This window comes from Acinetobacter sp. 24-47-66 (assembly GCF_056779755.1).
The window spans coordinates 211,341-230,225 of sequence record NZ_JBWYIL010000001.1 but is presented as its reverse complement, the minus strand read 5'-3'; the positions used below and the strand labels follow the sequence as shown (position 1 = coordinate 230,225).

The window sequence follows — 18,885 nt, the reverse complement described above, 5'->3', positions numbered from 1 at the left end:
TGACGCTTACTATTTTTAATTCCAGTGTAGACGGAACGTATCGTCATCTTCTTCAACGTTACCGCCCAACGTGATCATGTTGAGCTGTAAAGATTGAATATCCCATTCTTGGCCCAATTTTTCCGAAACCGTTTCCGCACGAACAATCAGCCCTTTCTCACTTTCTACGCGAATCATGGCAGGTAAATACTGGATGGTAGCGTCAGGATTATCTTCTTCAATCGCTTCAATGATGTAACGTGAGGTATCGTTATCTTGTAATGCCAAATACACTTTAGACATGCTGCTTCTCCTTAAGCCTGTGCCACTTGTTCGAGATCTATTCCAATTTTTTTACTTCGCTCCAGCAGTTTTTGTTCAGCCACATCTATTGCGTCACCAGCTAAAGCTTTTTCAGCCCAAGGTGTAAATGCTGCTTTGACTTGTGGTAGGTATTCCGCCAGCCATTGACTTAACAATTGTTTATTTTCAATTGATTCTGCTGCCGCTGTTTTGAGTACGCTGTCTGACCATTTACGTAGATCTGTTAAGGCTTCTTGCATAAACTCGGTAAGCATCGCGAGATCCCGAGCTTGGTGATCGGCTAACCATTGATCAAACTGGGTATAGACCAGTTCAGCCATAAAACTGTCTATCACTAGGTTTTGTAGTAAAAACAGTTTGAAATAGTCTTGTTCAGTCAGACTTTGTTCACACAGCTTACGTAGTCCTTGCCAAGCTGTATCGTTCATCCATGCCTGTTTTGCAGGAACGAGTGATTCCCCCGTTCCACCATCCAAGGCTAAACCTACACGAGAAATATATTGCGCCATGCCGAGCCGATCCATCGCCGCATAAATACATGCTTGGGTCAGTACCGTGCCATAACCATAAGCACTTCCTGACATCATGTGCAGGTTGGCGGTTTGCTCCAAATGACGGAATGGAATAAACAACGAAATCACTTTTTCACGGACTTCTTCAGAAATATGTACAGCCAGCTGACGTTTCTCAAAAAAGTTAAAATTAGCTTCGGCAGTATCTTGTAAACGGGCGCGATGTTGCACATATGTCCCATAATAAAACTGACGTGGATCCTTAAATGCATACCAGTCTTGCATCACAATAGCTGTATGCGTTTTATCATTCAGTGTTTTGTCAGGTTTCCATAATGGTCGGTAATGGAAGTTGGTTTCAGCCTGAATATCAAAACTGACTTCCTGATAGCGGGTTGCAGGTTTATTGCCAAAACGGCGTTCAATGTAGGCGTAACTCTGGCGTATTGGTTCAATAGTAGATGTTTTAATTTCAAGTGACATGGCTATCTCCTTAAGCTATTTCTAAAGATCTTCTTGATCTGGGATATATCGCTGTGCATTGACTAAAGTGACTTCAGTCCCATAGCGCCATTTTTCTTCTTCCTCATCATTTCTGGTTTTCTGTTCTTCAGTCATCTCGACGACTTGATTGGTCTCACAAAACTGTATAAAAGCTTCACGAGGTAGCACCAGTTCGACAAACAGACTTGGATCGTGAATAGCGAAATCAAATTCAACAAATTTAGCATCACGGTCACCCGTCACCCGGATATATTTGGTGAGTTGTGGCATCCCTATTTGATTTGTCATGACTAAGAATCCTTCTTGCTGGACAAACTTTCTTCCACATACATATATCAATTAGTGTGCCAACTTTTTAAGTTTTTGATTTTTATAAATTTTATTACATTAGGTGTCTTTTTTTGAAGTTTGATTTCATCAACTGATGAACACAATTAAAAAAAATTCATCAAATGATGAAAGACTATTTTCAACTCTTTTTTTTTTATAAATATCCATCTGGCATTTTCATGCACTTTATGTACAGTATGATGATATGTATAAATTTTGAGTTCGTTATTAGTACACAAGTAATGAAAAAGTGCTTCATAGGATATTGAGCACAGAATAAAATGAAGGACATTGCGCATGCAGCCATTTTTGAAGCCACAACAAGATATTCAGGACCTGATTGACCGGATTAAGTTCGATGCCGCTCATGGTCAGATTTGGTTTGAAGAAAATCGTATGTTGTTGCTACATACCGATATTTTTGGTTTTCTACGCAAAGACTTGCACGATATGCTGGGTTATGAGCCAGCCAAAAGGTTCTTTATTCGTTGTGGTTATCAGGCTGGTATGCGAGATGCCGAAGCCACTGCACAACTTCGTCCAGACCTCAATGAAACAGAGGCTTTTATGGCAGGACCACAAATGCATGGTATTCGTGGGATGGTACAGGTCGAAGTCAATACACTTCAGCTGAGCCATCGCAACCATGAGTTCTATGCCGACTTTAACTGGCGACATTCCTTTGAAGGTGAAGTTCACCTGAGCGAATTTGGTAAATCCGATGAACCTGCTTGCTGGCTACAACTTGGCTATGCTTGTGGATATAGCAGCTATGTCATGGGACAAACCATTATTTATCAGGAAACCCAATGTATTGCCCAAGGTCATGATCATTGTCGGATCATTGGTAAACCCTTAACTGAATGGGAAAATGCTGAAGAACTTGTTCAATTTATGTCTCCTGACCCTATATCGGACGAAATCATTGCATTACGCGCTGAATTGAATCAGCTAAAACACGATATTTATACTCGTGCCGAGGTCGACTACAGCATGTTTAATGCGGTCGGAGAATCTGCGGCTTACCGCAATGTCTGTGACCTCCTCAAAAAAGCGGCTGGCAGTAAAGTGGCCGTACTCCTGTCTGGGGAAACAGGTGTTGGTAAGGAGGCTTTTGCACGAGGTATTCACTATGCTAGTCCACGCAAAGATAAGCCTTTTATCGCAGTTAACTGTGCTTGTATCCCACACGACCTGATTGAAGCTGAGCTCTTTGGCGTAGAAAAGGGGGCTTTCACAGGAGCAGTCAGTCAACGAATAGGTAAATTTGAACGTGCCCATCAAGGTACGATTTTTCTGGATGAACTGGCTGAGTTATCCCCTCGTGCCCAAGCAGCCTTATTACGAATGCTGCAAGAAGGTGAATTTGAGCGTGTAGGCGATTATCAGACCCGAAAAGTCGATGTTAGAGTGGTAGCTGCTACCAATGAAGATCTAGAATTAGCTGTCAAAGAGGGTCGATTCCGTGCCGATCTGTATTTTCGCCTAAACATTTTTCCGGTACGTATTCCGCCATTACGCGAACGGCGGGAGGACATTCCCCTGCTGGTCAGTCATTTTCTTAAACGCTTTGAAAATATATATGACAAAAAATTTAAAGGACTGAGTGACAAAGCCAAACATTTCTTTATAAATTACAATTGGCCAGGCAATATCCGTGAATTAGAGAATGTGCTGGAACGCGCAGCACTACTCACAGATGATCAACAAGAGATTAAACTACGTGATTTATTTCCCGATGTTATAGCCGCTGAGACAAATAGCTATAGGGAAACATTCCCTTCCAAATCATTTAATTCACAAAAAATTGCAGAACTATTTACTCCTGACTTTTCATTGGAGCATTACGAACAGCAGATTATTGTACAAGCCATGCAACAGAGTCAGAACAATGTCTCCGAAGCAGCACGTTTACTCGGCATTAGCCGGGCAACATTGGATTATCGCTTAAAGAAATATAGGGCCTTATCCTAAGGCTCTATATTTCATACCCAAACACCCTCAACTTATATTACTGCGTGCTTTTTTAACCGGTATTCCAGTGCACTTCGTGTCATATTCAAATAACGTGCAGCTTTCGACACGTTGCCGCGATACTTTTGCAAAGCTGTTTGTAAAATTGTGGCTTCGACATATTCAATATCTAGCTGTTCTGAATTGTGCATCAGATTTTCAATGAACTGATCCAGATCACTATGAGTAGCAATGCCTTTGATGCCATTCACTTTCTGCTTATGCTGGCTAACAAAGCTCTGAATTACATTATCTTCCAACATCAGGTCTTCTAAGTCCAATGGCACATCATTGGACAATAGCACTGCCCGTTCCACAATATTTCGCAGTTCGCGGATATTCCCCGGCCACTCATAACTGTTGAAGAAAGCATAAACCCGGTCACTAAATCCGTTGAAGGTCTTCTCGTACTGCTTTTCAAAGAACCGAATATAATATTCCAGCAGTAAATTAATGTCTTCCCGACGCTCTTTCAATGATGGGATTAATACCGGATAAGTGGCAAGCCGGTAATATAAATCACTGCGGAAACGTCCTTCATCTACTGCTTTTTTCAGACTTTCATTACAAGCGACCACCACCCTGACATTGGTCTTGCGGGTCTTGGTATCCCCCACCCGTTCAAACTCTCCAGTTTGCAAAACACGAAGCAAAGACGCCTGCGCTTTAGGGGATAGCTCGATAATTTCGTCCAGGAAAATGGTGCCCCCATCTGCCCGTTCAAATTTACCAATGCGGTTTTCAGTCGCCCCGGTAAATGCGCCTTTATTACTACCAAACAATTCCGCTTCAATCAGTTGCTCTGGCAGACAGGCACAGTTAATTGCGACAAATTCTTTATCTTTACGGGCACTATTCTGATGGATACCACGCGCAAATGCTTCTTTCCCAACCCCTGTGCTGCCTTGTAGCAATACCGTAATATCCGACTCTGCTGCCTTGAGCAATAATTGGCACACCTTGGCAAAGGTCTTGGATTTTCCTATGGCATCAAAGTAGCTGTTGGAAAATAATGGTTTAATGGTTTCAATAAAATATTCAGATTTCAGTCCAAAATGACGGTCCTGCCCTTCATGGCTTTCAATCCGGCAACACTCATCTCCTTTGGCAACACAATGTGTTTCGACATAATGAAAGGGAGCATTTAAAAATTTTGAGGTATAACCACTGGAATAACCCGTCAACCACCAGCAGCAACAGTGTGTCGAGTAAGACCTGTTCTTAATTTGTGCATAGGCTTCATAGGAGTCATTCCATTTGAATATACCTTTAAACTTGTTTTGCTTGGGATTGAAATCCAGCGTCTCAATATCAACATTTACCATGCCACGAATCTTGGCCAGTTGAGGTCCGGCCACAAAAGCTGACAACTGATCATCTGCGCGCAGTTTGAGCGCTCGCACAGCATCTTCACTACCAATTTCATAACCCCAGCGATAGATAACTTTTTTAGCTAGATCAATCCCATATTCATCAATTAAAAAATGCTTCAGTGTATACAAACTATTCGCATTAAAGAGAAGTGATCGATCTCCATCGAACCAGATTTTACCGTCCTCACTTTCAAAAGAAATTTTACTAATAAAATCGCTAACCGATATATCCATATAATTTTTCATTGAGTATTACTCCATCCCTCAATTAATTTCAAATTTCCTGAACTGTTTGAATATATTATTATTTTTATAAATAAGCAGGCGTTTCTAGGTCAGTGTATAGATCGCCAATTTAGAAATACAGTGTCAAAGATGACAAAACTACAAAACACTACGTTTTGCTCCTTTGATTCATTCTTCAATCTCATCGAGCATATCAAGCACATATCGATAAGATTAATGCGGTTTGAATGTGAAAACCAGCCATTCACTGGCTGGTTTTGAATGGGAGTTATTTCTTTAAAAATCGAGCAATTTCCTCCCGAATCGTCTGGTGTTCAGGCACAACTGCAGATAGCCAGAAAATACCATGTACACCACCCCGAATACGCTTGATGGTGGTGGTTATACCTTGTTCAATTAAACGGAATCCATAATATTCCGCATCATCCCGCGATACTTCATATTCTGTGGTCACAATTAAAGTTTCTGGCGCAGCGGATAGATTGTCATACTGTAAAGGTGAATATTGAATAGACTGCCCATCTTGGATCTGATAATTTTTCCAGAACCAGTCCATATCCTGTTGCGAAATTAGATAACCATTTTCATCATTTCTTGAGGCAGAATCCATCTCAGGCTGTATCACTGGATATATTAAAATCTGTTTGGCAATCTTCATATCCTGTGATACAGCCCATAACGCAGATGTCGTTGCAAGATTCCCTCCTGCACTGTCACCTATGACTGAGATTTGATTCTCGTCACCGCCATATTCTTGAATATGTTGAAACACCCACTCCAATCCCTGTCTGGCATCTTCATGTGCGGCTGGAAACGGATGCTCAGGCGCCAAACGGTAATCCACTGACACCACAATATGTTGATTCATTTGCGCCAGCACATGGCAAGTTTCATCGGCTACAGCCAGCGAACCAGCGACAAAGCCACCTCCATGATAATACACCAGCACAGGGAGTGTTTTTCCTGCAAGTTCTGGCTGATAAATGCGCAGATAAGTTCCTGTGCGGTACTCAACATCGGTCGTTTTGGTTTTCACCTCGACCGGCTTTTGCATGTTGTGGAATGATTCAACTACTGCACGCACTTCATCTACCTGACTTTGATGAAAAGGTTTCACCCCTGCTTCTTGGATCTGACCGAGTAGAGTTGCAATTTCTTGAGTAATTGGCATATGAATTCTCCTGACCGATCAAGACACTTGTTGAAGTAAAGTACTGTTAGGATCGCCTGCTTTAAAATGAAAACCCTGATAACCTTTAGCAATCATCTCATCACAAATCGCACGATACTTCGGTGCTCCACCTAAATACACCAGGCAACGGCGTGGTTTTCCGGGAATATTGGCACCCATATACCAAGAATCCGTATTTGGCAGCAGACTTGCCTGAGCCAGCTCATTGGCATGATTCACCCATGCTTCTTCCGCTTGAGCATCTGCATCAACTTCAAGAAGCTGATGATCAATCATGTGTTGGATAATGCCTGTCGCAAGGTCAACATGATCTTCAATCGCTAAAGGCATGTTATATAGCACCGAAGGACTTTCTGGACCTGTCACAAGAAATAAATTCGGGAATCCACTCACGGTATGCCCCAAATAGGTACGTGGTCCTTCTTTCCATTTTTCAGTCAGTTTTTCATGGTTCTTGCCTTGGATCCCTAACGCAAATAATGGTCCAGTCATGGCATCAAAACCGGTCGCCAGAATCAAGACATCCACCTCATGCAACTGATCACCAACCACAACGCCATTCTCATCAATACGGGAAATTGGAGTTTGTTTAACGTCAATTAAATGCACATTGTCCTGGTTAAATACTTCGTAATATCCACTTTCCATGGGTGGTCGTTTAGTGCCATAGCAATAATCTCTCGGTGCCAACAATTCTGCTACTTCTGGCCTTTTCACACGAGCATGAATTTTTTGACGAATAAACTCGGATACAGTTTCATTGGCTTTCAGATCAAACAAGATATCCTGATAACTATCAATAAACAGACGGAAACCACCACGCTGGTAACGGTCTTCATAAACTTTTAAACGTTCTTCATCGGAAACTGCCAGTGCTGAAGGCTGTACTTCGTTATAAGGTACCCCCAGGAAATGATTGCGGGCATTATGTCTGATTAAAGTATATTTGGCCTTGTTCTCGAGATCTTCCTCTGCCTGAGTAGGCCCATTACCCAATGGAGTGGAGTAGTTTGGTGTACGCTGGAACACATATAACTCACCGACTTCTTTGGCAATTTCCGTAATAAGCTGGATACCCGTAGAACCAGTGCCAATTACACCAACACGTTTGCCTTTCAAGCTGATTGGTTGTTTTGGCCAGTTGCCGGTAATCAGTGTTGGACCTTTAAAGTTTTCTACACCTGGGAATTCCGGTTTTTTCGGCACGGACAATGTCCCTACACCAGAAATAAAGAAACGAGATTTAATGACTTCACCCTGATTGGTCGTTACTGTCCAATATTTTTCTTGTTCATTCCAGACCACAGACGTGACTTTGGTATTGAAGGTGATGTCCTTTCTCAGGTCAAAGCGATCTGCCACATGATTGAGATATCGTAGAATTTCTGGCTGGGCGGCAAATTTCTCGCTCCAGGTCCATTCTTGCTGTAATTTTTCATCAAATGAATAGGAATAATGCACACTCTCAATATCACAACGTGCACCGGGATAATTATTCCAGTACCAAGTTCCACCGACATCCGGTGCACTTTCAAACACGCGTACTGGAACTTTCATCTGATCACGCAGTTTGAATAAGGCATAAAGTCCAGTAAACCCTGCACCAACGACCGTCACCAAGGTGTCCACACCTTTTGTTAAAATACTTAAATTATCCATGAAACGTCTCCAGTGTTCTTAAATTATCCTTATGCTTAAATGTCCTATCTAAGCCACCAGATACTTCGCAAGGAGCATGCCAAAATTTAACTATATGTTTTTTATAAAAATATTTATTTTCTAAGTAAAAAAATTCATGTTTTCACTAAATTAACTCTAATTCTCACATATACATGAATTTATAAAGGAGTTGAGAATGAAGGGAGTTCATTCATTGCATCAAAGATATACTCCAGCAGTCAAAAAAAATCCTCCTTGATGGAGGATTTTTTATTTGAAAAATTTATTTCTGCTCGATGAACTCTTTGAAATCTGCTTTACGAATCATCGCATGGATGCCTTTAGTTTTATCTACAACTTGAGAAACTTCAAAATCAGTCGCAGCACTGAGATAAGCATATGCAATTTCTTCACTTATGCCATATTCATTCACTAAGAAATTAATTGCTTCACGCGAAGATTTGCGCATTGCTTCATCCAAATCTTCATCTAAACCAGGTGTAATCCAAAATTGATCATTTTCACCTAATGGCTGAGAAAGTTGCTTACCTGGAATATAATCTTTATCCGCTTTTAATACACTAATTTTAAATGTTGCACGCGCTGAACCTTCTAAAGCAGTTAGTGCAACTTCACCATCACCTTGAACAAAATGACTATCACCTGTGTAGAATAATGCACCTGGAACTTGAACAGGATAATAAGCGGTTGCCCCAGCCGTTAAATCATTAATATCAATATTTCCACCATAAAAAGAGGGTGGAACTGAGTGAACAGGTTCGCTGGTATTTGGTGCAACACCCATTGTTCCCATAAACGGATTTAAAGGAAAACGAATCGCTTTACCAGATTCTGTTTGAATCACCCCCTCCCATACACCCTCTTTATTTTGCGCAATGGGTGTAAATACTGAAACATTGCCATAAGCATCTGGATTTTCTGGCGAAGCATGATCATGTTTTTGTCGTTTAGGGAATTCAGGCAATGTACCTTTACCATGGCGGTTCGAAATAACACCATAAGGAACACGTGGTTCTATTTTCAATATTTCAACTTTAAGCACGTCTCCCGGCATTGCACCTTCAACGTAGATCGGACCAGTAATAATGTGTGGACCATCTTTATGGAAATCATGCTTTAAATTAGAGCGGGTGATCAATTTCGCTTCATCTAAAATGTGCTCTTTTTTAACACCTTTAGATGTAAAGTATTTTTCAGCATCACGCCCTTGATCCTCTAATAAACCTTCATGTGACACTGTATCAAAAGTCACATGACTCCCCGATGGAACCGTTAAAACTGGCTTAGCATCTTTATTCGGTAGATAACCCCATTGAATAGTATTGAGTGTGCTTGGAATATAATAGTGTCCAGCATATTCCCCTTTTTTTAGTAAAGTTGGCTTGCTTTCAATCTGTTTTAAAATTTTAAAATCTTCAGCCGAACTAAAAGTCGAAAAACTTAATATTGATGTAGCAATCGAAATCGATAAAGCTAACTTTTTTAACATGCACTCAAATCCAACTATAAATTTCATGTGAATTTATTTAAGCAATCCCTATGCCAAACAAGATTAAAATTCAATTAAATCTGCATTTTCATCTTAAAATATTTCGCCCAATCTACAGCTATTTTTGAAATCTTGTGCCATTGGTCTGTAAAAATGGAGTGCTAAACTTCAAGCCTTTCAAACATTGTATAAATCAGCGTTTCGCATTCTTTGTCAAGAATGTTGCAAAACACTGGACTATTTAAAGTAATGGAACACCTGTATGGCGAACAAATTTGAATTTCAAATCCGAGTGTATATTGAAGATACAGATGCAGGAGGCATTGTTTATCATGCCAATCATATTCGCTTTATGGAACGCGCACGTACAGAATGGTTACGCGCTTCAGGGATTTCACATTACTGGCATCAAAAAGATTACAACTTTGTCGTGCATAAATTAGCGCTTAAATATTCACGTCCAATATTAATGGATGACTTAATTACTGTTACAGCAAGTGTAGTTTCGTGTAAAGCAACGTCTTTTGTATTGCAACAAAATATTTATCGTGGTGAAATCATGCTAGCTTCAGGGGAAGTAGAATTGGCGTGTATTAGCGCTGAAATGAAACCGCTGAGAATTCCAAATGAAATCCGTGATCTAATCGAAAAAGAATTAGCCCACGCATAAAAATATGATTGGCACATGTAACTATGGCAACACAACTCGAATCTTCACTTCACGTCACAGATTTAATTCTTCAAGCGAGTCCAGTCGTACAACTGGTCATGCTGGTGTTGGTACTAGCTTCACTCTTTAGCTGGTACCTTATTGCCAAGTTACATATGACTTTTAAAAAAGCTCGCCAAGGTGATGATCATTTTCAAAAGATTTTTTGGTCTGGTGCTGAACTCAACACTTTATATAACAATGCACAAGTCAACTCTAAGCGTGAAGGCTTGGAAGATGTTTTTTATCTTGGTTTTGCAGAATTTCTCAAACTCAAAAAAACCAAAGCTGAAACAGCACAAGTCATTGATGGCACAGAGCGTATTCTTGGGGTGGGTTTAAGCCGAGATCAGAGCCGTATGGAACAAGGCCTCAGTGCACTTGCCAGTATTGGTTCAGTTGCGCCCTATGTTGGTTTATTTGGTACAGTTTGGGGCATTATGAATGCTTTTATCGGCTTAGCCCAAGTCGATCAAGTGACGCTAGCAACTGTCGCACCAGGTATCGCGGAAGCCCTCATTGCGACTGCTATTGGTTTATTTGCTGCGATTCCTGCAGTACTTGCATTCAACCACTATACGGCCAAAAGTGAAGAAATTTACTCAGATCGTTCCTTGTTTGCTGAAGAAATGGTGGCGCTTTTACAACGTCGTTCTGTGGGTTCTACACAGGAAGCTGAATAAATGGCCGTTCGTCGCTCAGGGCGTTTCCAACGCATCAAAAAGCCACTTAACAGTGACATGAATGTAGTTCCTTATATTGATGTCATGTTAGTACTTTTAGTGATTTTTATGGTGACCGCACCAATGATCACAAGTGGCATAAAAGTTGATTTACCTGAAGCAAACAGTGTACCGATTGAATCTAAGGATGCACCAGCTATGGTGACTTTAGATCAACAAGGACAATACTTTTTAGAATACAAGGGTAGCCAACCAAGTCCACTGAGCTTGCAGGAATTACAACAGAAACTTCGTGATGCACAACAAATTGCTGAACGTGAGAATAAACAATTTAGTGTCGTCATCAATGGTCATAATACTCGACCTTACGGTGAGGTGATGACGCTCATGTCTAACTTACAAGATGCAGGGATCAGTCAAGTTGGCTTGCTGACCAAACCGATTCAATAAGCTATGAAAGAATCTAACTCCCGCTTTTCAAAAGAAAAGAAAATTGCAATCGGATTCACTGTTGCGGTCCATGTGATTGCGATCACAGGCTTATTGTTTCTTGGATTGACTCAACCTCCTGAGCCAACTAAAACTGTTAAAACAATTTTAGTGAAACCTGAGGATCTAGTACCACCTGAACCCACGCCATTGGTTGAATCTGATCATTCAGATACAGCGCACCAGAACGTTCAAGAAAATGTTCAACAGACCAATGAGCCGATTCAAAATGCACCAGTGATTCCTGTTGCACCTGCTGTACCTCCTCCAGCTCAACCAAAAGTTGAAGAGCCAAAATCTGACCTTAAAGCTGAGCAAGCGGCTGCGGTTAAAGCTCAACAACAAGCCGAACGTAAAGCAGCGGCTGAAGCACAACGACAAGCAACTCAAGAAGCGAATCGTAAAGCTAAAGCTGAGGCCGATGCTAGAGCTAAACAAGAGGCCGCCCAAAAAGCCAAAGTAGCAGAGCAAAACGCAAAACAGGAACAACAACAAAAGGCGAAAGCTGATGCGGCTTTAAAAGCGAAACAAGAAGCTGATGGAAAAGCTAAAGCTGAGGCAACTCAAGCCAAAGCTAAGCAAGAAGCTGATCGGAAAGCTAAGGCGGAGGCCGATGCTAAAGCCAAACAAGAAGCCGACCGGAAAGCTAAAGCGGAAGCAGATGCAAAAGCCAAACAGGATGCTGATCGTAAAGCTAAGGCTGCAGCTGATGCCAAAGCTAAAGCGGAAGCTGATGCGAAAGCTCGTCAGGAAGCACAAAGAAAAGCGGATGCCGAAGCCAGAGAACGTGCCGAAGCTGAAGCTCGAGAATCTGCCGCTGAAAAAGCTAGACAAGAAGCAGCCAATAAAAAAGCTGAATCTAAACGCATCGCTTCTTCAGCAAAAAGAGACTTTGAGCAAAAAATTAAAGGTGCTTGGAGAATGCCAATAGGCTCTTCAGGTCAAAAAGCGACAGCACGCGTGACATTATCTGACAGTGGTTCTGTGACTTCAGTCATCGTCAATGCATCAGATCCAGATGTCAAAGCCAGTGTTGAACAGGCTGTTCGTGCAGCAGCACCATATCCGATGCCATCCGATCCTGATGCAAGGCGTGAAGCTCGTAGTTTCACTTCTTCATTCACCGTGAAATAATAAAAAACCTTTCGATTCGTCGAAAGGTTTTTTCATGAATTGCGGATAATTACACGCTTTATATAGATTCGGTACGGAGCTATATGCTAAAAAGCTAGAATATTCGAAAAATTAGTATCTTGAGTACGTGACCTATCATGAAAATGATCTCAAAACATCTTCTCGGTTTAGCAATTTTGGCAGCATTTAGCCCTGCTCTCATTACAACCTCTTATGCACAGCTTCATCTTGAAATTGCTAAAGCACCTGAAGAAGCGCCAAAAATTGCTATCGTGCCATTCGTAGGTGATCAACGCTTATACCCTGTTGTAGAGCAAGATTTAAACCGTTCAGGTCGCTTTACCAGTTCATCTAAAAATTTACCTGCAACAGCAACCATCAATCAAGCCAATGGTGCTGCTTGGCAATCTGCAGGCGTACCTTATGTTGTGAATGGTGAAGTTAAAGCCAATCCTGATGGTTCATTAGCTGTTCATTACCAACTCTATGATGTCCAAAAACAACAATATTTGCTCAATGAACTATTAACTGTACCACCATCACGCATTCGATCTGCAGCACATATGATCAGTGATGCGATTTACCAAGCATTAACAGGTATTCCTGGTGACTTTAGTGGTCGCATCGCTTATGTTTTGCGAAATCCTGCGACTCCTGATAATCGCTACACTTTACAAATCGCAGATACGGACGGCGAACAACCACGCACTGTATTGAGTTCGCGCGATCCAATTTTATCCCCTGCTTGGACGCCTGATGGCAAAAAAATCGCTTATGTTTCATTCGAAACCAAACGTCCAGCGATCTATGTTCAAGATTTAGCGACTGGACAACGTGAAAAATTAGCTGGCTTCCGTGGCTTAAACGGTGCGCCAAGTTTTTCCCCAGATGGTAAAAGCATGTTGTTCACTGCATCAATGCATGACAACCCTGAAATTTATCAAATGGATTTAAATACGCGCCAAGTGAAGCGTATGACAAATAATACAGCAATTGATACAGAAGCTCGCTATACCCCAGATGGTAAAGGTTTTATCTTTACCTCAGACCGTGGTGGTTCAGCACAGATCTATCATTACACGTTTGCTGATGGTTCAACAAAACGTTTGACTTTCCGCGGAGCATTCAACGCACGTGGAAGTTTAAGTGCCGATGGTAAATATGTTGCTTTAGTACATCGCCCTTCAGGCAGCAACTATAAGGTAGCAATTCAAGAAATCTCAACTGGAATCACGAACATTTTAACGCCAACCAGTTTAGATGAATCACCAAGCTTTTCACCAAATGGTCAAATGGTCGTGTATGCGACACGTGAAGGCAGCCGTGGATTGTTATCGATTATGTCTACAGACGGTCGCTTCCGCATGAATTTACCTAGCGAACAAGGTGAAGTTCGTGAACCTGCTTGGGCACCTAAATAATCGAATTTAATCTTTCAAGGAGATGAACATGAACGCGATTAAAACGTTTGCTCTTCCACTCATTGCTGTAAGTTTAGTAATGACGGGTTGCGCAAGCCGTAAACCAGCAACTACAGATACCACTACGATGACACCACCATCAACGTCCACCTCTGTAAATACGACTGGTCTCAGTGAAGATGCAGCATTAAATGCTCAAAACTTAACGGGTGCTTCTGCTAAAGGGGTAACTGAAGCCAATAAAGCTTTCTTGGCTAAACGTGTTGTTCACTTTGATTATGACAGCAGTGAGCTATCTACTGAGGACTATCAAACCCTCCAAGCACATGCACAATTTTTATTGGCAAATGCAAACTCTAAAATCGCATTAACTGGTCATACCGATGAACGTGGAACGCGTGAATACAATATGGCTTTGGGTGAGCGACGTGCCAAAGCAGTTGAAAGTTATCTAGTTACAAATGGTGTAAATCCAAACCAACTCGAAGCTGTGAGTTATGGTAAAGAAATGCCAATTAATACAGGTAACAATGAAGCTGCGTGGAAAGAAAACCGTCGTGTAGAACTCAATTATGAAGCAGTGCCACCACTTCTTCGCTAATGAATGCAATAAAAGCGCTCAATTCGAGCGCTTTTTTTATATCAGGTTTAAGACCTTTGCGAGTCTGGCATGGGCACTTGCATAGACTCAATCATGTCATGCTTATTAAACTCTTTATATTCAGGTTTAGCCTCGTACTGTTTCCATGCTTCCTTGGAACTCTCTGAACTAATTTCGTTTAAGTCGATTGCCTCACCTGGCGTTGGAGTTGCTTCAAACTTTTGAATGCTCATTTTAAAGCTCCTTTTAAAATCATCCTCCTATCAACATACCATGTTCTAAAACTCTGGCAAGTGCAAAATCACCACAAATAACGCAGGATAATTTCTATTTTGCACTGAACTCATCTAAAATAGCCCAAGATCCAAATTTTATTCTTTTAAAGCTTTTAGGAGCGTCCTTGTAATGTCATACCTCACCTTGTCACAATATCTTGCACAACAACAAGGAAATCTAACGCCTGAACTCTCTAATGTAATTGAAACCATTGCTGAAACGTGTAAAACCATCGATTCAGCATTGCAAAAGGGTGCCTTAGCAGGTGTATTAGGTAGTGCTGGTAATGAAAACGTACAAGGTGAAGCGCAAAAAAAATTAGATGTTATTTCAAATGACTATTTAATTGATGCGCTAAAGAACAACGAAAATGTAGGCGGTTTAGCTTCTGAAGAACTCGATGAGTTTACCCCAGCACAAGAGAATGGTAAGTATTTAGTTTTATTCGACCCACTAGATGGCTCAAGTAATATCGATATCAATATGTGTGTTGGCACTATCTTCTCTATCCTACCTGCCAAAAATTCAGTGACACAAGCAGAAGATTTCCTTCAAGCAGGTACTGAACAAGTCGCAGCTGGTTATGTGTTATATGGCCCATCAACTATGATGGCATTAACCGTTGGTGCAGGTACTGTTTTCTTTACATTTGATCCGGAGTCAAAAACATTCCTGTTGACGACTGAAAATATCCAAGTGGATGCCGATACAAAAGAATACGCCATTAATGCTTCAAACCAACGTCATTGGGAAGAACCTGTTCAACGCTATATTGGTGAACTACAAGCGGGTAAAACATCTGTACGTGAAAAAGATTTTAACATGCGTTGGGTTGCCTGCATGGTCGGTGATATCCACCGTATTCTTTGCCGTAGTGGGATCTTCTTATATCCTTACGATACCAAAGATCCTAAAAAAGCTGGTCGTTTACGTCTTATGTATGAAGCAAATCCAATGAGTATGCTCATGGAACAAGCAGGCGGTGCTTCGACAACAGGTCGCGTGCGTATTATGGAAATCCAACCGACTGAACTTCACCAACGTGTACCAGTCGTCATTGGTTCAAAAAATGAAGTTGAGCTTGTTACTGCTTATCATCAATAATTTACAATTGAGAGCCTATTGATTTAGGCTCTCATGGAAGTCAAACTGAATGGCCATTATCTTTTTAGAATCTAAAGACAACCCGAAAATTAAACATTTACGTGGTTTAATTGATCAAAATAGTTACCGTAAAAAGCAAGGCCAAACTGTTCTAGAAGGCACACATTTGTGCTTAGCTTGGTTAGAAAAAAATCGTAAGCTGAATTCGATTTTTACCACTGAAAAAGCAATGGAACACGCCGATTTTGACGAAATCGCACAACACTATACAGGTTCAGTGTTTGTTATTAGTGAATCACTCTATAAAGACATTAGCACGCTAGGAACCACCTTAGCATGTTTAGCGATTGTAGATTTACCAACTCAACGTGATGCTCTAGATTATACTCAAGACACTTTAATTCTTGAAAATGTTCAAGATCCAGGCAATGTGGGTACATTACTTCGTTCAGCTGCGGCTGCAGGTATTGAACAAATTGTTTGCACCAAAGGTTCAGCATCTTTGTGGTCTCCTCGCGTATTACGAGCAGGAATGGGTGCGCACTTTTCATTAAAAACCTATGAAAACGTTGCGCTTGAAGATGTGCTGTCTCAATTCAAAATTCCCGTGTATGTCACGAGCTCACATGAATCAGAAAGTTTATATGCAAAAGACTTAACTCAAGCTTGCGTATGGGTACTGGGCAATGAAGGTCAAGGCGTTTCGGAATATGCCCTAGCACATGCTTCAGCAATTACCATTCCCCAACCGGGTGGTCAAGAATCATTAAACGTTGCAGTTGCCGGATCGATTTGTTTCTTTGAAATGGTACGCCAACGGATATGATTCGTTAAAATATATTAACGAAACCACTGAAAATAAAAAAATCTATTAAACTGCTAAAAAATAGTTGCTTAGATTGTCAACCTACCATTATGTTTTGACGTTATATAAATAACGATTAGAAAATAATGGTGGGTACCCAATGACGGGATTTTCCATCTCTATGGATTTAGCACCAAAAAAAGTCAAGCCTGAAGATTCGAGTGTTCTTTTGAATACGGCCGAACAACGTCTTAAATATTTTATGCAAGACGTCACTGGGCGTGCATTGGTGATGATGGAAAGTGCAACTCAAGGACACAATGGCATTGCCATGGATTTAGTCCAAGAAGCTTTTATAGCTTTGCATAAATCTTATGCTGATAAATCCACTGCAGAGTGGTATCCCCTTTTCTATACCATTTTAAATAACAAACTTCAGGATTGGCGTCGTAAAGAATCTCGACGGGCTTTTCCATTCTCGTTATTTAAAAAAAATAACCACGATGAAGATGATGACGAAACCATCAATATTGTGGATGAATCAACACCTAATCCGCTGCAATTTCTTGCACAAGAGATGGCTGTTGAGGAGATTCAAAATGCAATTTCTAAGTTACCTGTTCGCCAACAACAAGCATTTATGTTGAGAGCATGGGAAGGGTTTGATACACAAACCACAGCCGAAATCATGAATTGTTCAGAAGGCAGTGTAAAGACCCATTACCATCGAGCTATACAGGGCTTAAGATCTGCTTTGTCTCACTTAAACCCAAATGACGGGGGATCATCGGATGAATCATGATGAATTTACGAAACAAGTGACTGAAAAATTGAATGTACTGGCATCACAACATCGCAATAAAACGGTCGTGATGGAGCATGTACTTGATGAGATTAAAGACAAACCGTTATTTTCTCAGTTCATGACTTGGAAAGTTACTGGTTTTGCATTAGCAGCCGCAATCACAGGATTCGTGGTACTTCCTAATGCGTTTGATTTGGAAGAAGCTCCAAGCCCACAACAAGTGATTGTCACCCCTAAACTTTCTCCGCAAATGATGGAAGATCTAGAAATGTTATCTGTTTTTGGTGAGGATAAATCAGCTCATGGCAGCTAAAGGCTTAGCAATTGCACTCTGCACATTAGGTTTTTTACAAACCAGTTTTGCAGGCTATGAACGTTTTTGGATCTTCTCGAAAGACAATAATTCTGAACTTAATGAATCTTGGGAATCTCTTTCTGAAGATGAACAAAAAGCACTGATTAAACGCTATCAAAATTTGAAAGAAATTCCTGAAGAGCAAAGTGTTGTTCTACAGCAAAGAATGGATTGGTTTACTAAACTGCCTGAACAAGAAAAAATACAAATGCGCGAAACTTGGCAACAGATGAGCTCAAGTGAACGAAATGATTTGCGTAAAAAAATGATGAACGCGACGACTGCCGAGCAGCGCAAGGAAATACGCGAAACTTATTTAAATAAATATATGCAACAAACCACCATGAAACAATAAAAGTTTAAAGCCTCTATAAGAGGCTTTATTTTTTTAATTAAAGATATATACCCTCACGTTCAGGCTGATAGAGCACTTTATCAATTTTTACTTTCATTGTTTGCCCATCAGGCTGAGGCCATTCAATTTCCTGTCCTTCCGCCAAACCTAAGATTGCTGCGCCAATGGGTGCAATCACATTAACCTGCCCCTTTTCACCTTTAAAGTCATGGGGATATACCAGCACAATCTCTGTAGGTTCAGTCGATGGTGCAACCGTTATCAGCACTTTAGCATTCATCGTCACTACATTGGCAGGGATATCTTTAGGCTGTACTACTTCAGCACGAGCCAACTCGTTTTCTAAATGTTCCATCGTTGAAGTCAACTGTGGTTGATGCTCCAACATGGTTTCTAAACGATTTAAATCTTGTTCAGAAATAATAATATTTGGATGGCTCATTTTCTGCTCCAATTCAAATGTATAACGACAATTGAATAATTAATAGATACATCAGTTATATCAG

General features: G+C 40.9%; 21 protein-coding genes. 12 read left to right on the top strand and 9 right to left on the bottom strand.

Going from position 1 to position 18,885, the window contains the following annotated elements; translation table 11 throughout:
• Positions 1-15: 15 nt before the first annotated feature.
• From AC1M84_RS01050 to AC1M84_RS01040, 3 genes are read right to left on the bottom strand one after another with little or no spacing between them, the layout of a single operon-like run.
• Positions 16-282: an MmoB/DmpM family protein gene (locus tag AC1M84_RS01050; protein WP_179998393.1), complete on the bottom strand. Its 267-nt coding sequence runs from the start codon at positions 280-282 to the stop codon at positions 16-18.
• 11 nt (positions 283-293) lie between these two features.
• Positions 294-1,298, bottom strand: a complete 1,005-nt coding sequence (locus AC1M84_RS01045; RefSeq protein ID WP_481594232.1) for an aromatic/alkene monooxygenase hydroxylase subunit beta — start codon at positions 1,296-1,298, stop codon at positions 294-296.
• Between the two features lie 21 nt (positions 1,299-1,319).
• Complete coding sequence (locus AC1M84_RS01040; protein WP_481588464.1) at positions 1,320-1,607, bottom strand: phenol hydroxylase subunit; 288 nt, start codon at positions 1,605-1,607, stop codon at positions 1,320-1,322.
• A 339-nt stretch (positions 1,608-1,946) separates the two neighbouring features.
• Here AC1M84_RS01040 and mobR point away from each other — a divergent pair, with 339 nt between their 5' ends.
• The gene (gene mobR / locus AC1M84_RS01035) at positions 1,947-3,623 is read left to right on the top strand and encodes a phenol degradation transcriptional regulator MobR (RefSeq protein ID WP_481594231.1); all 1,677 of its coding nucleotides are present in this window, start codon (positions 1,947-1,949) and stop codon (positions 3,621-3,623) included.
• A gap of 32 nt (positions 3,624-3,655) precedes the next feature.
• Here the strand turns inward: mobR and AC1M84_RS01030 are convergent, their stop codons facing one another.
• The 4 genes from AC1M84_RS01030 to AC1M84_RS01015 all read right to left on the bottom strand — a co-directional run bounded on the left by AC1M84_RS01030 (position 3,656) and on the right by AC1M84_RS01015 (position 9,642).
• Positions 3,656-5,281, bottom strand: coding sequence for a sigma 54-interacting transcriptional regulator (locus AC1M84_RS01030; RefSeq protein ID WP_481594230.1), 1,626 nt, complete (start codon positions 5,279-5,281; stop codon positions 3,656-3,658).
• Between the two features lie 268 nt (positions 5,282-5,549).
• The gene (locus AC1M84_RS01025) at positions 5,550-6,458 is read right to left on the bottom strand and encodes an alpha/beta hydrolase (protein ID WP_481590052.1); all 909 of its coding nucleotides are present in this window, start codon (positions 6,456-6,458) and stop codon (positions 5,550-5,552) included.
• 12 nt (positions 6,459-6,470) lie between these two features.
• The gene (locus tag AC1M84_RS01020; protein ID WP_481594229.1) at positions 6,471-8,132 is read right to left on the bottom strand and encodes a flavin-containing monooxygenase; all 1,662 of its coding nucleotides are present in this window, start codon (positions 8,130-8,132) and stop codon (positions 6,471-6,473) included.
• Between the two features lie 283 nt (positions 8,133-8,415).
• On the bottom strand, positions 8,416-9,642 hold the full coding sequence (locus AC1M84_RS01015) for an acetamidase/formamidase family protein (RefSeq protein ID WP_481594228.1): 1,227 nt from the start codon (positions 9,640-9,642) through the stop codon (positions 8,416-8,418).
• A 262-nt stretch (positions 9,643-9,904) separates the two neighbouring features.
• On the opposite strand from AC1M84_RS01015, the gene ybgC reads away from it, so the two are divergent.
• The 6 genes from ybgC (at position 9,905) to pal (ending at position 14,679) form a co-directional block, all read left to right on the top strand.
• A complete protein-coding gene (gene ybgC / locus AC1M84_RS01010) occupies positions 9,905-10,312 on the top strand; it encodes a tol-pal system-associated acyl-CoA thioesterase (protein WP_035265725.1) in 408 nt (135 codons plus the stop codon).
• Between the two features lie 23 nt (positions 10,313-10,335).
• Positions 10,336-11,034 (top strand): protein TolQ, encoded by a 699-nt coding sequence (gene tolQ / locus AC1M84_RS01005; protein WP_179998400.1) that lies wholly within the window; start codon positions 10,336-10,338, stop codon positions 11,032-11,034.
• On the top strand, positions 11,035-11,484 hold the full coding sequence (gene tolR, locus AC1M84_RS01000) for a protein TolR (RefSeq protein WP_481594227.1): 450 nt from the start codon (positions 11,035-11,037) through the stop codon (positions 11,482-11,484).
• A gap of 3 nt (positions 11,485-11,487) precedes the next feature.
• Positions 11,488-12,657 (top strand): cell envelope integrity protein TolA, encoded by a 1,170-nt coding sequence (gene tolA, locus AC1M84_RS00995; protein WP_481594226.1) that lies wholly within the window; start codon positions 11,488-11,490, stop codon positions 12,655-12,657.
• Positions 12,658-12,794: 137 nt separating this feature from the next.
• Positions 12,795-14,078, top strand: coding sequence for a Tol-Pal system beta propeller repeat protein TolB (gene tolB / locus AC1M84_RS00990; RefSeq protein ID WP_481594225.1), 1,284 nt, complete (start codon positions 12,795-12,797; stop codon positions 14,076-14,078).
• Between the two features lie 28 nt (positions 14,079-14,106).
• Positions 14,107-14,679, top strand: a complete 573-nt coding sequence (pal, locus tag AC1M84_RS00985) for a peptidoglycan-associated lipoprotein Pal (protein ID WP_035265718.1) — start codon at positions 14,107-14,109, stop codon at positions 14,677-14,679.
• 47 nt (positions 14,680-14,726) lie between these two features.
• Here the strand turns inward: pal and AC1M84_RS00980 are convergent, their stop codons facing one another.
• On the bottom strand, positions 14,727-14,912 hold the full coding sequence (locus AC1M84_RS00980; RefSeq protein WP_035265716.1) for an NF038105 family protein: 186 nt from the start codon (positions 14,910-14,912) through the stop codon (positions 14,727-14,729).
• 172 nt (positions 14,913-15,084) lie between these two features.
• Here AC1M84_RS00980 and AC1M84_RS00975 point away from each other — a divergent pair, with 172 nt between their 5' ends.
• The 5 genes from AC1M84_RS00975 to AC1M84_RS00955 all read left to right on the top strand — a co-directional run bounded on the left by AC1M84_RS00975 (position 15,085) and on the right by AC1M84_RS00955 (position 18,379).
• Positions 15,085-16,059, top strand: coding sequence for a class 1 fructose-bisphosphatase (locus AC1M84_RS00975; RefSeq protein WP_180027536.1), 975 nt, complete (start codon positions 15,085-15,087; stop codon positions 16,057-16,059).
• A 49-nt stretch (positions 16,060-16,108) separates the two neighbouring features.
• Entirely contained in the window at positions 16,109-16,885 is a 777-nt protein-coding gene (locus AC1M84_RS00970; RefSeq protein ID WP_035265712.1) for a TrmH family RNA methyltransferase, read from the top strand.
• Between the two features lie 160 nt (positions 16,886-17,045).
• On the top strand, positions 17,046-17,666 hold the full coding sequence (locus AC1M84_RS00965) for an RNA polymerase sigma factor (protein WP_481594347.1): 621 nt from the start codon (positions 17,046-17,048) through the stop codon (positions 17,664-17,666).
• Positions 17,656-17,982: a hypothetical protein gene (locus AC1M84_RS00960; RefSeq protein ID WP_481594224.1), complete on the top strand. Its 327-nt coding sequence runs from the start codon at positions 17,656-17,658 to the stop codon at positions 17,980-17,982. Before AC1M84_RS00965 ends, AC1M84_RS00960 begins: the two co-directional genes overlap by 11 nt.
• Complete coding sequence (locus tag AC1M84_RS00955; protein WP_092766069.1) at positions 17,972-18,379, top strand: DUF3106 domain-containing protein; 408 nt, start codon at positions 17,972-17,974, stop codon at positions 18,377-18,379. The genes AC1M84_RS00960 and AC1M84_RS00955 overlap by 11 nt, the downstream gene beginning before the upstream one ends.
• 37 nt (positions 18,380-18,416) lie before the next feature.
• On the opposite strand, the gene rnk is transcribed toward AC1M84_RS00955, so the two are convergent.
• On the bottom strand, positions 18,417-18,821 hold the full coding sequence (gene rnk, locus AC1M84_RS00950) for a nucleoside diphosphate kinase regulator (protein WP_481592890.1): 405 nt from the start codon (positions 18,819-18,821) through the stop codon (positions 18,417-18,419).
• Positions 18,822-18,885 lie beyond the last annotated feature (64 nt).

Bases quoted from the DNA above. Each gene is read 5' to 3' on its own strand.
- tolA (WP_481594226.1), top strand. From the start codon at position 11,488: ATGAAAGAATCTAACTCCCGCTTTTCAAAAGAAAAGAAAATTGCAATC.
- AC1M84_RS00955 (WP_092766069.1), top strand. From the start codon at position 17,972: ATGGCAGCTAAAGGCTTAGCAATTGCACTCTGCACATTAGGTTTTTTA.
- AC1M84_RS00970 (WP_035265712.1), top strand. From the start codon at position 16,109: ATGGCCATTATCTTTTTAGAATCTAAAGACAACCCGAAAATTAAACAT.
- AC1M84_RS00975 (WP_180027536.1), top strand. From the start codon at position 15,085: ATGTCATACCTCACCTTGTCACAATATCTTGCACAACAACAAGGAAAT.
- AC1M84_RS00960 (WP_481594224.1), top strand. From the start codon at position 17,656: ATGAATCATGATGAATTTACGAAACAAGTGACTGAAAAATTGAATGTA.
- AC1M84_RS00980 (WP_035265716.1), bottom strand. From the start codon at position 14,912: ATGAGCATTCAAAAGTTTGAAGCAACTCCAACGCCAGGTGAGGCAATC.
- rnk (WP_481592890.1), bottom strand. From the start codon at position 18,821: ATGAGCCATCCAAATATTATTATTTCTGAACAAGATTTAAATCGTTTA.
- tolR (WP_481594227.1), top strand. From the start codon at position 11,035: ATGGCCGTTCGTCGCTCAGGGCGTTTCCAACGCATCAAAAAGCCACTT.
- mobR (WP_481594231.1), top strand. From the start codon at position 1,947: ATGCAGCCATTTTTGAAGCCACAACAAGATATTCAGGACCTGATTGAC.
- AC1M84_RS01050 (WP_179998393.1), bottom strand. From the start codon at position 282: ATGTCTAAAGTGTATTTGGCATTACAAGATAACGATACCTCACGTTAC.
- pal (WP_035265718.1), top strand. From the start codon at position 14,107: ATGAACGCGATTAAAACGTTTGCTCTTCCACTCATTGCTGTAAGTTTA.
- tolB (WP_481594225.1), top strand. From the start codon at position 12,795: ATGAAAATGATCTCAAAACATCTTCTCGGTTTAGCAATTTTGGCAGCA.
- AC1M84_RS01015 (WP_481594228.1), bottom strand. From the start codon at position 9,642: ATGTTAAAAAAGTTAGCTTTATCGATTTCGATTGCTACATCAATATTA.
- AC1M84_RS00965 (WP_481594347.1), top strand. From the start codon at position 17,046: ATGGATTTAGCACCAAAAAAAGTCAAGCCTGAAGATTCGAGTGTTCTT.
- tolQ (WP_179998400.1), top strand. From the start codon at position 10,336: ATGGCAACACAACTCGAATCTTCACTTCACGTCACAGATTTAATTCTT.
- AC1M84_RS01040 (WP_481588464.1), bottom strand. From the start codon at position 1,607: ATGACAAATCAAATAGGGATGCCACAACTCACCAAATATATCCGGGTG.
- ybgC (WP_035265725.1), top strand. From the start codon at position 9,905: ATGGCGAACAAATTTGAATTTCAAATCCGAGTGTATATTGAAGATACA.
- AC1M84_RS01030 (WP_481594230.1), bottom strand. From the start codon at position 5,281: ATGAAAAATTATATGGATATATCGGTTAGCGATTTTATTAGTAAAATT.
- AC1M84_RS01045 (WP_481594232.1), bottom strand. From the start codon at position 1,298: ATGTCACTTGAAATTAAAACATCTACTATTGAACCAATACGCCAGAGT.
- AC1M84_RS01020 (WP_481594229.1), bottom strand. From the start codon at position 8,132: ATGGATAATTTAAGTATTTTAACAAAAGGTGTGGACACCTTGGTGACG.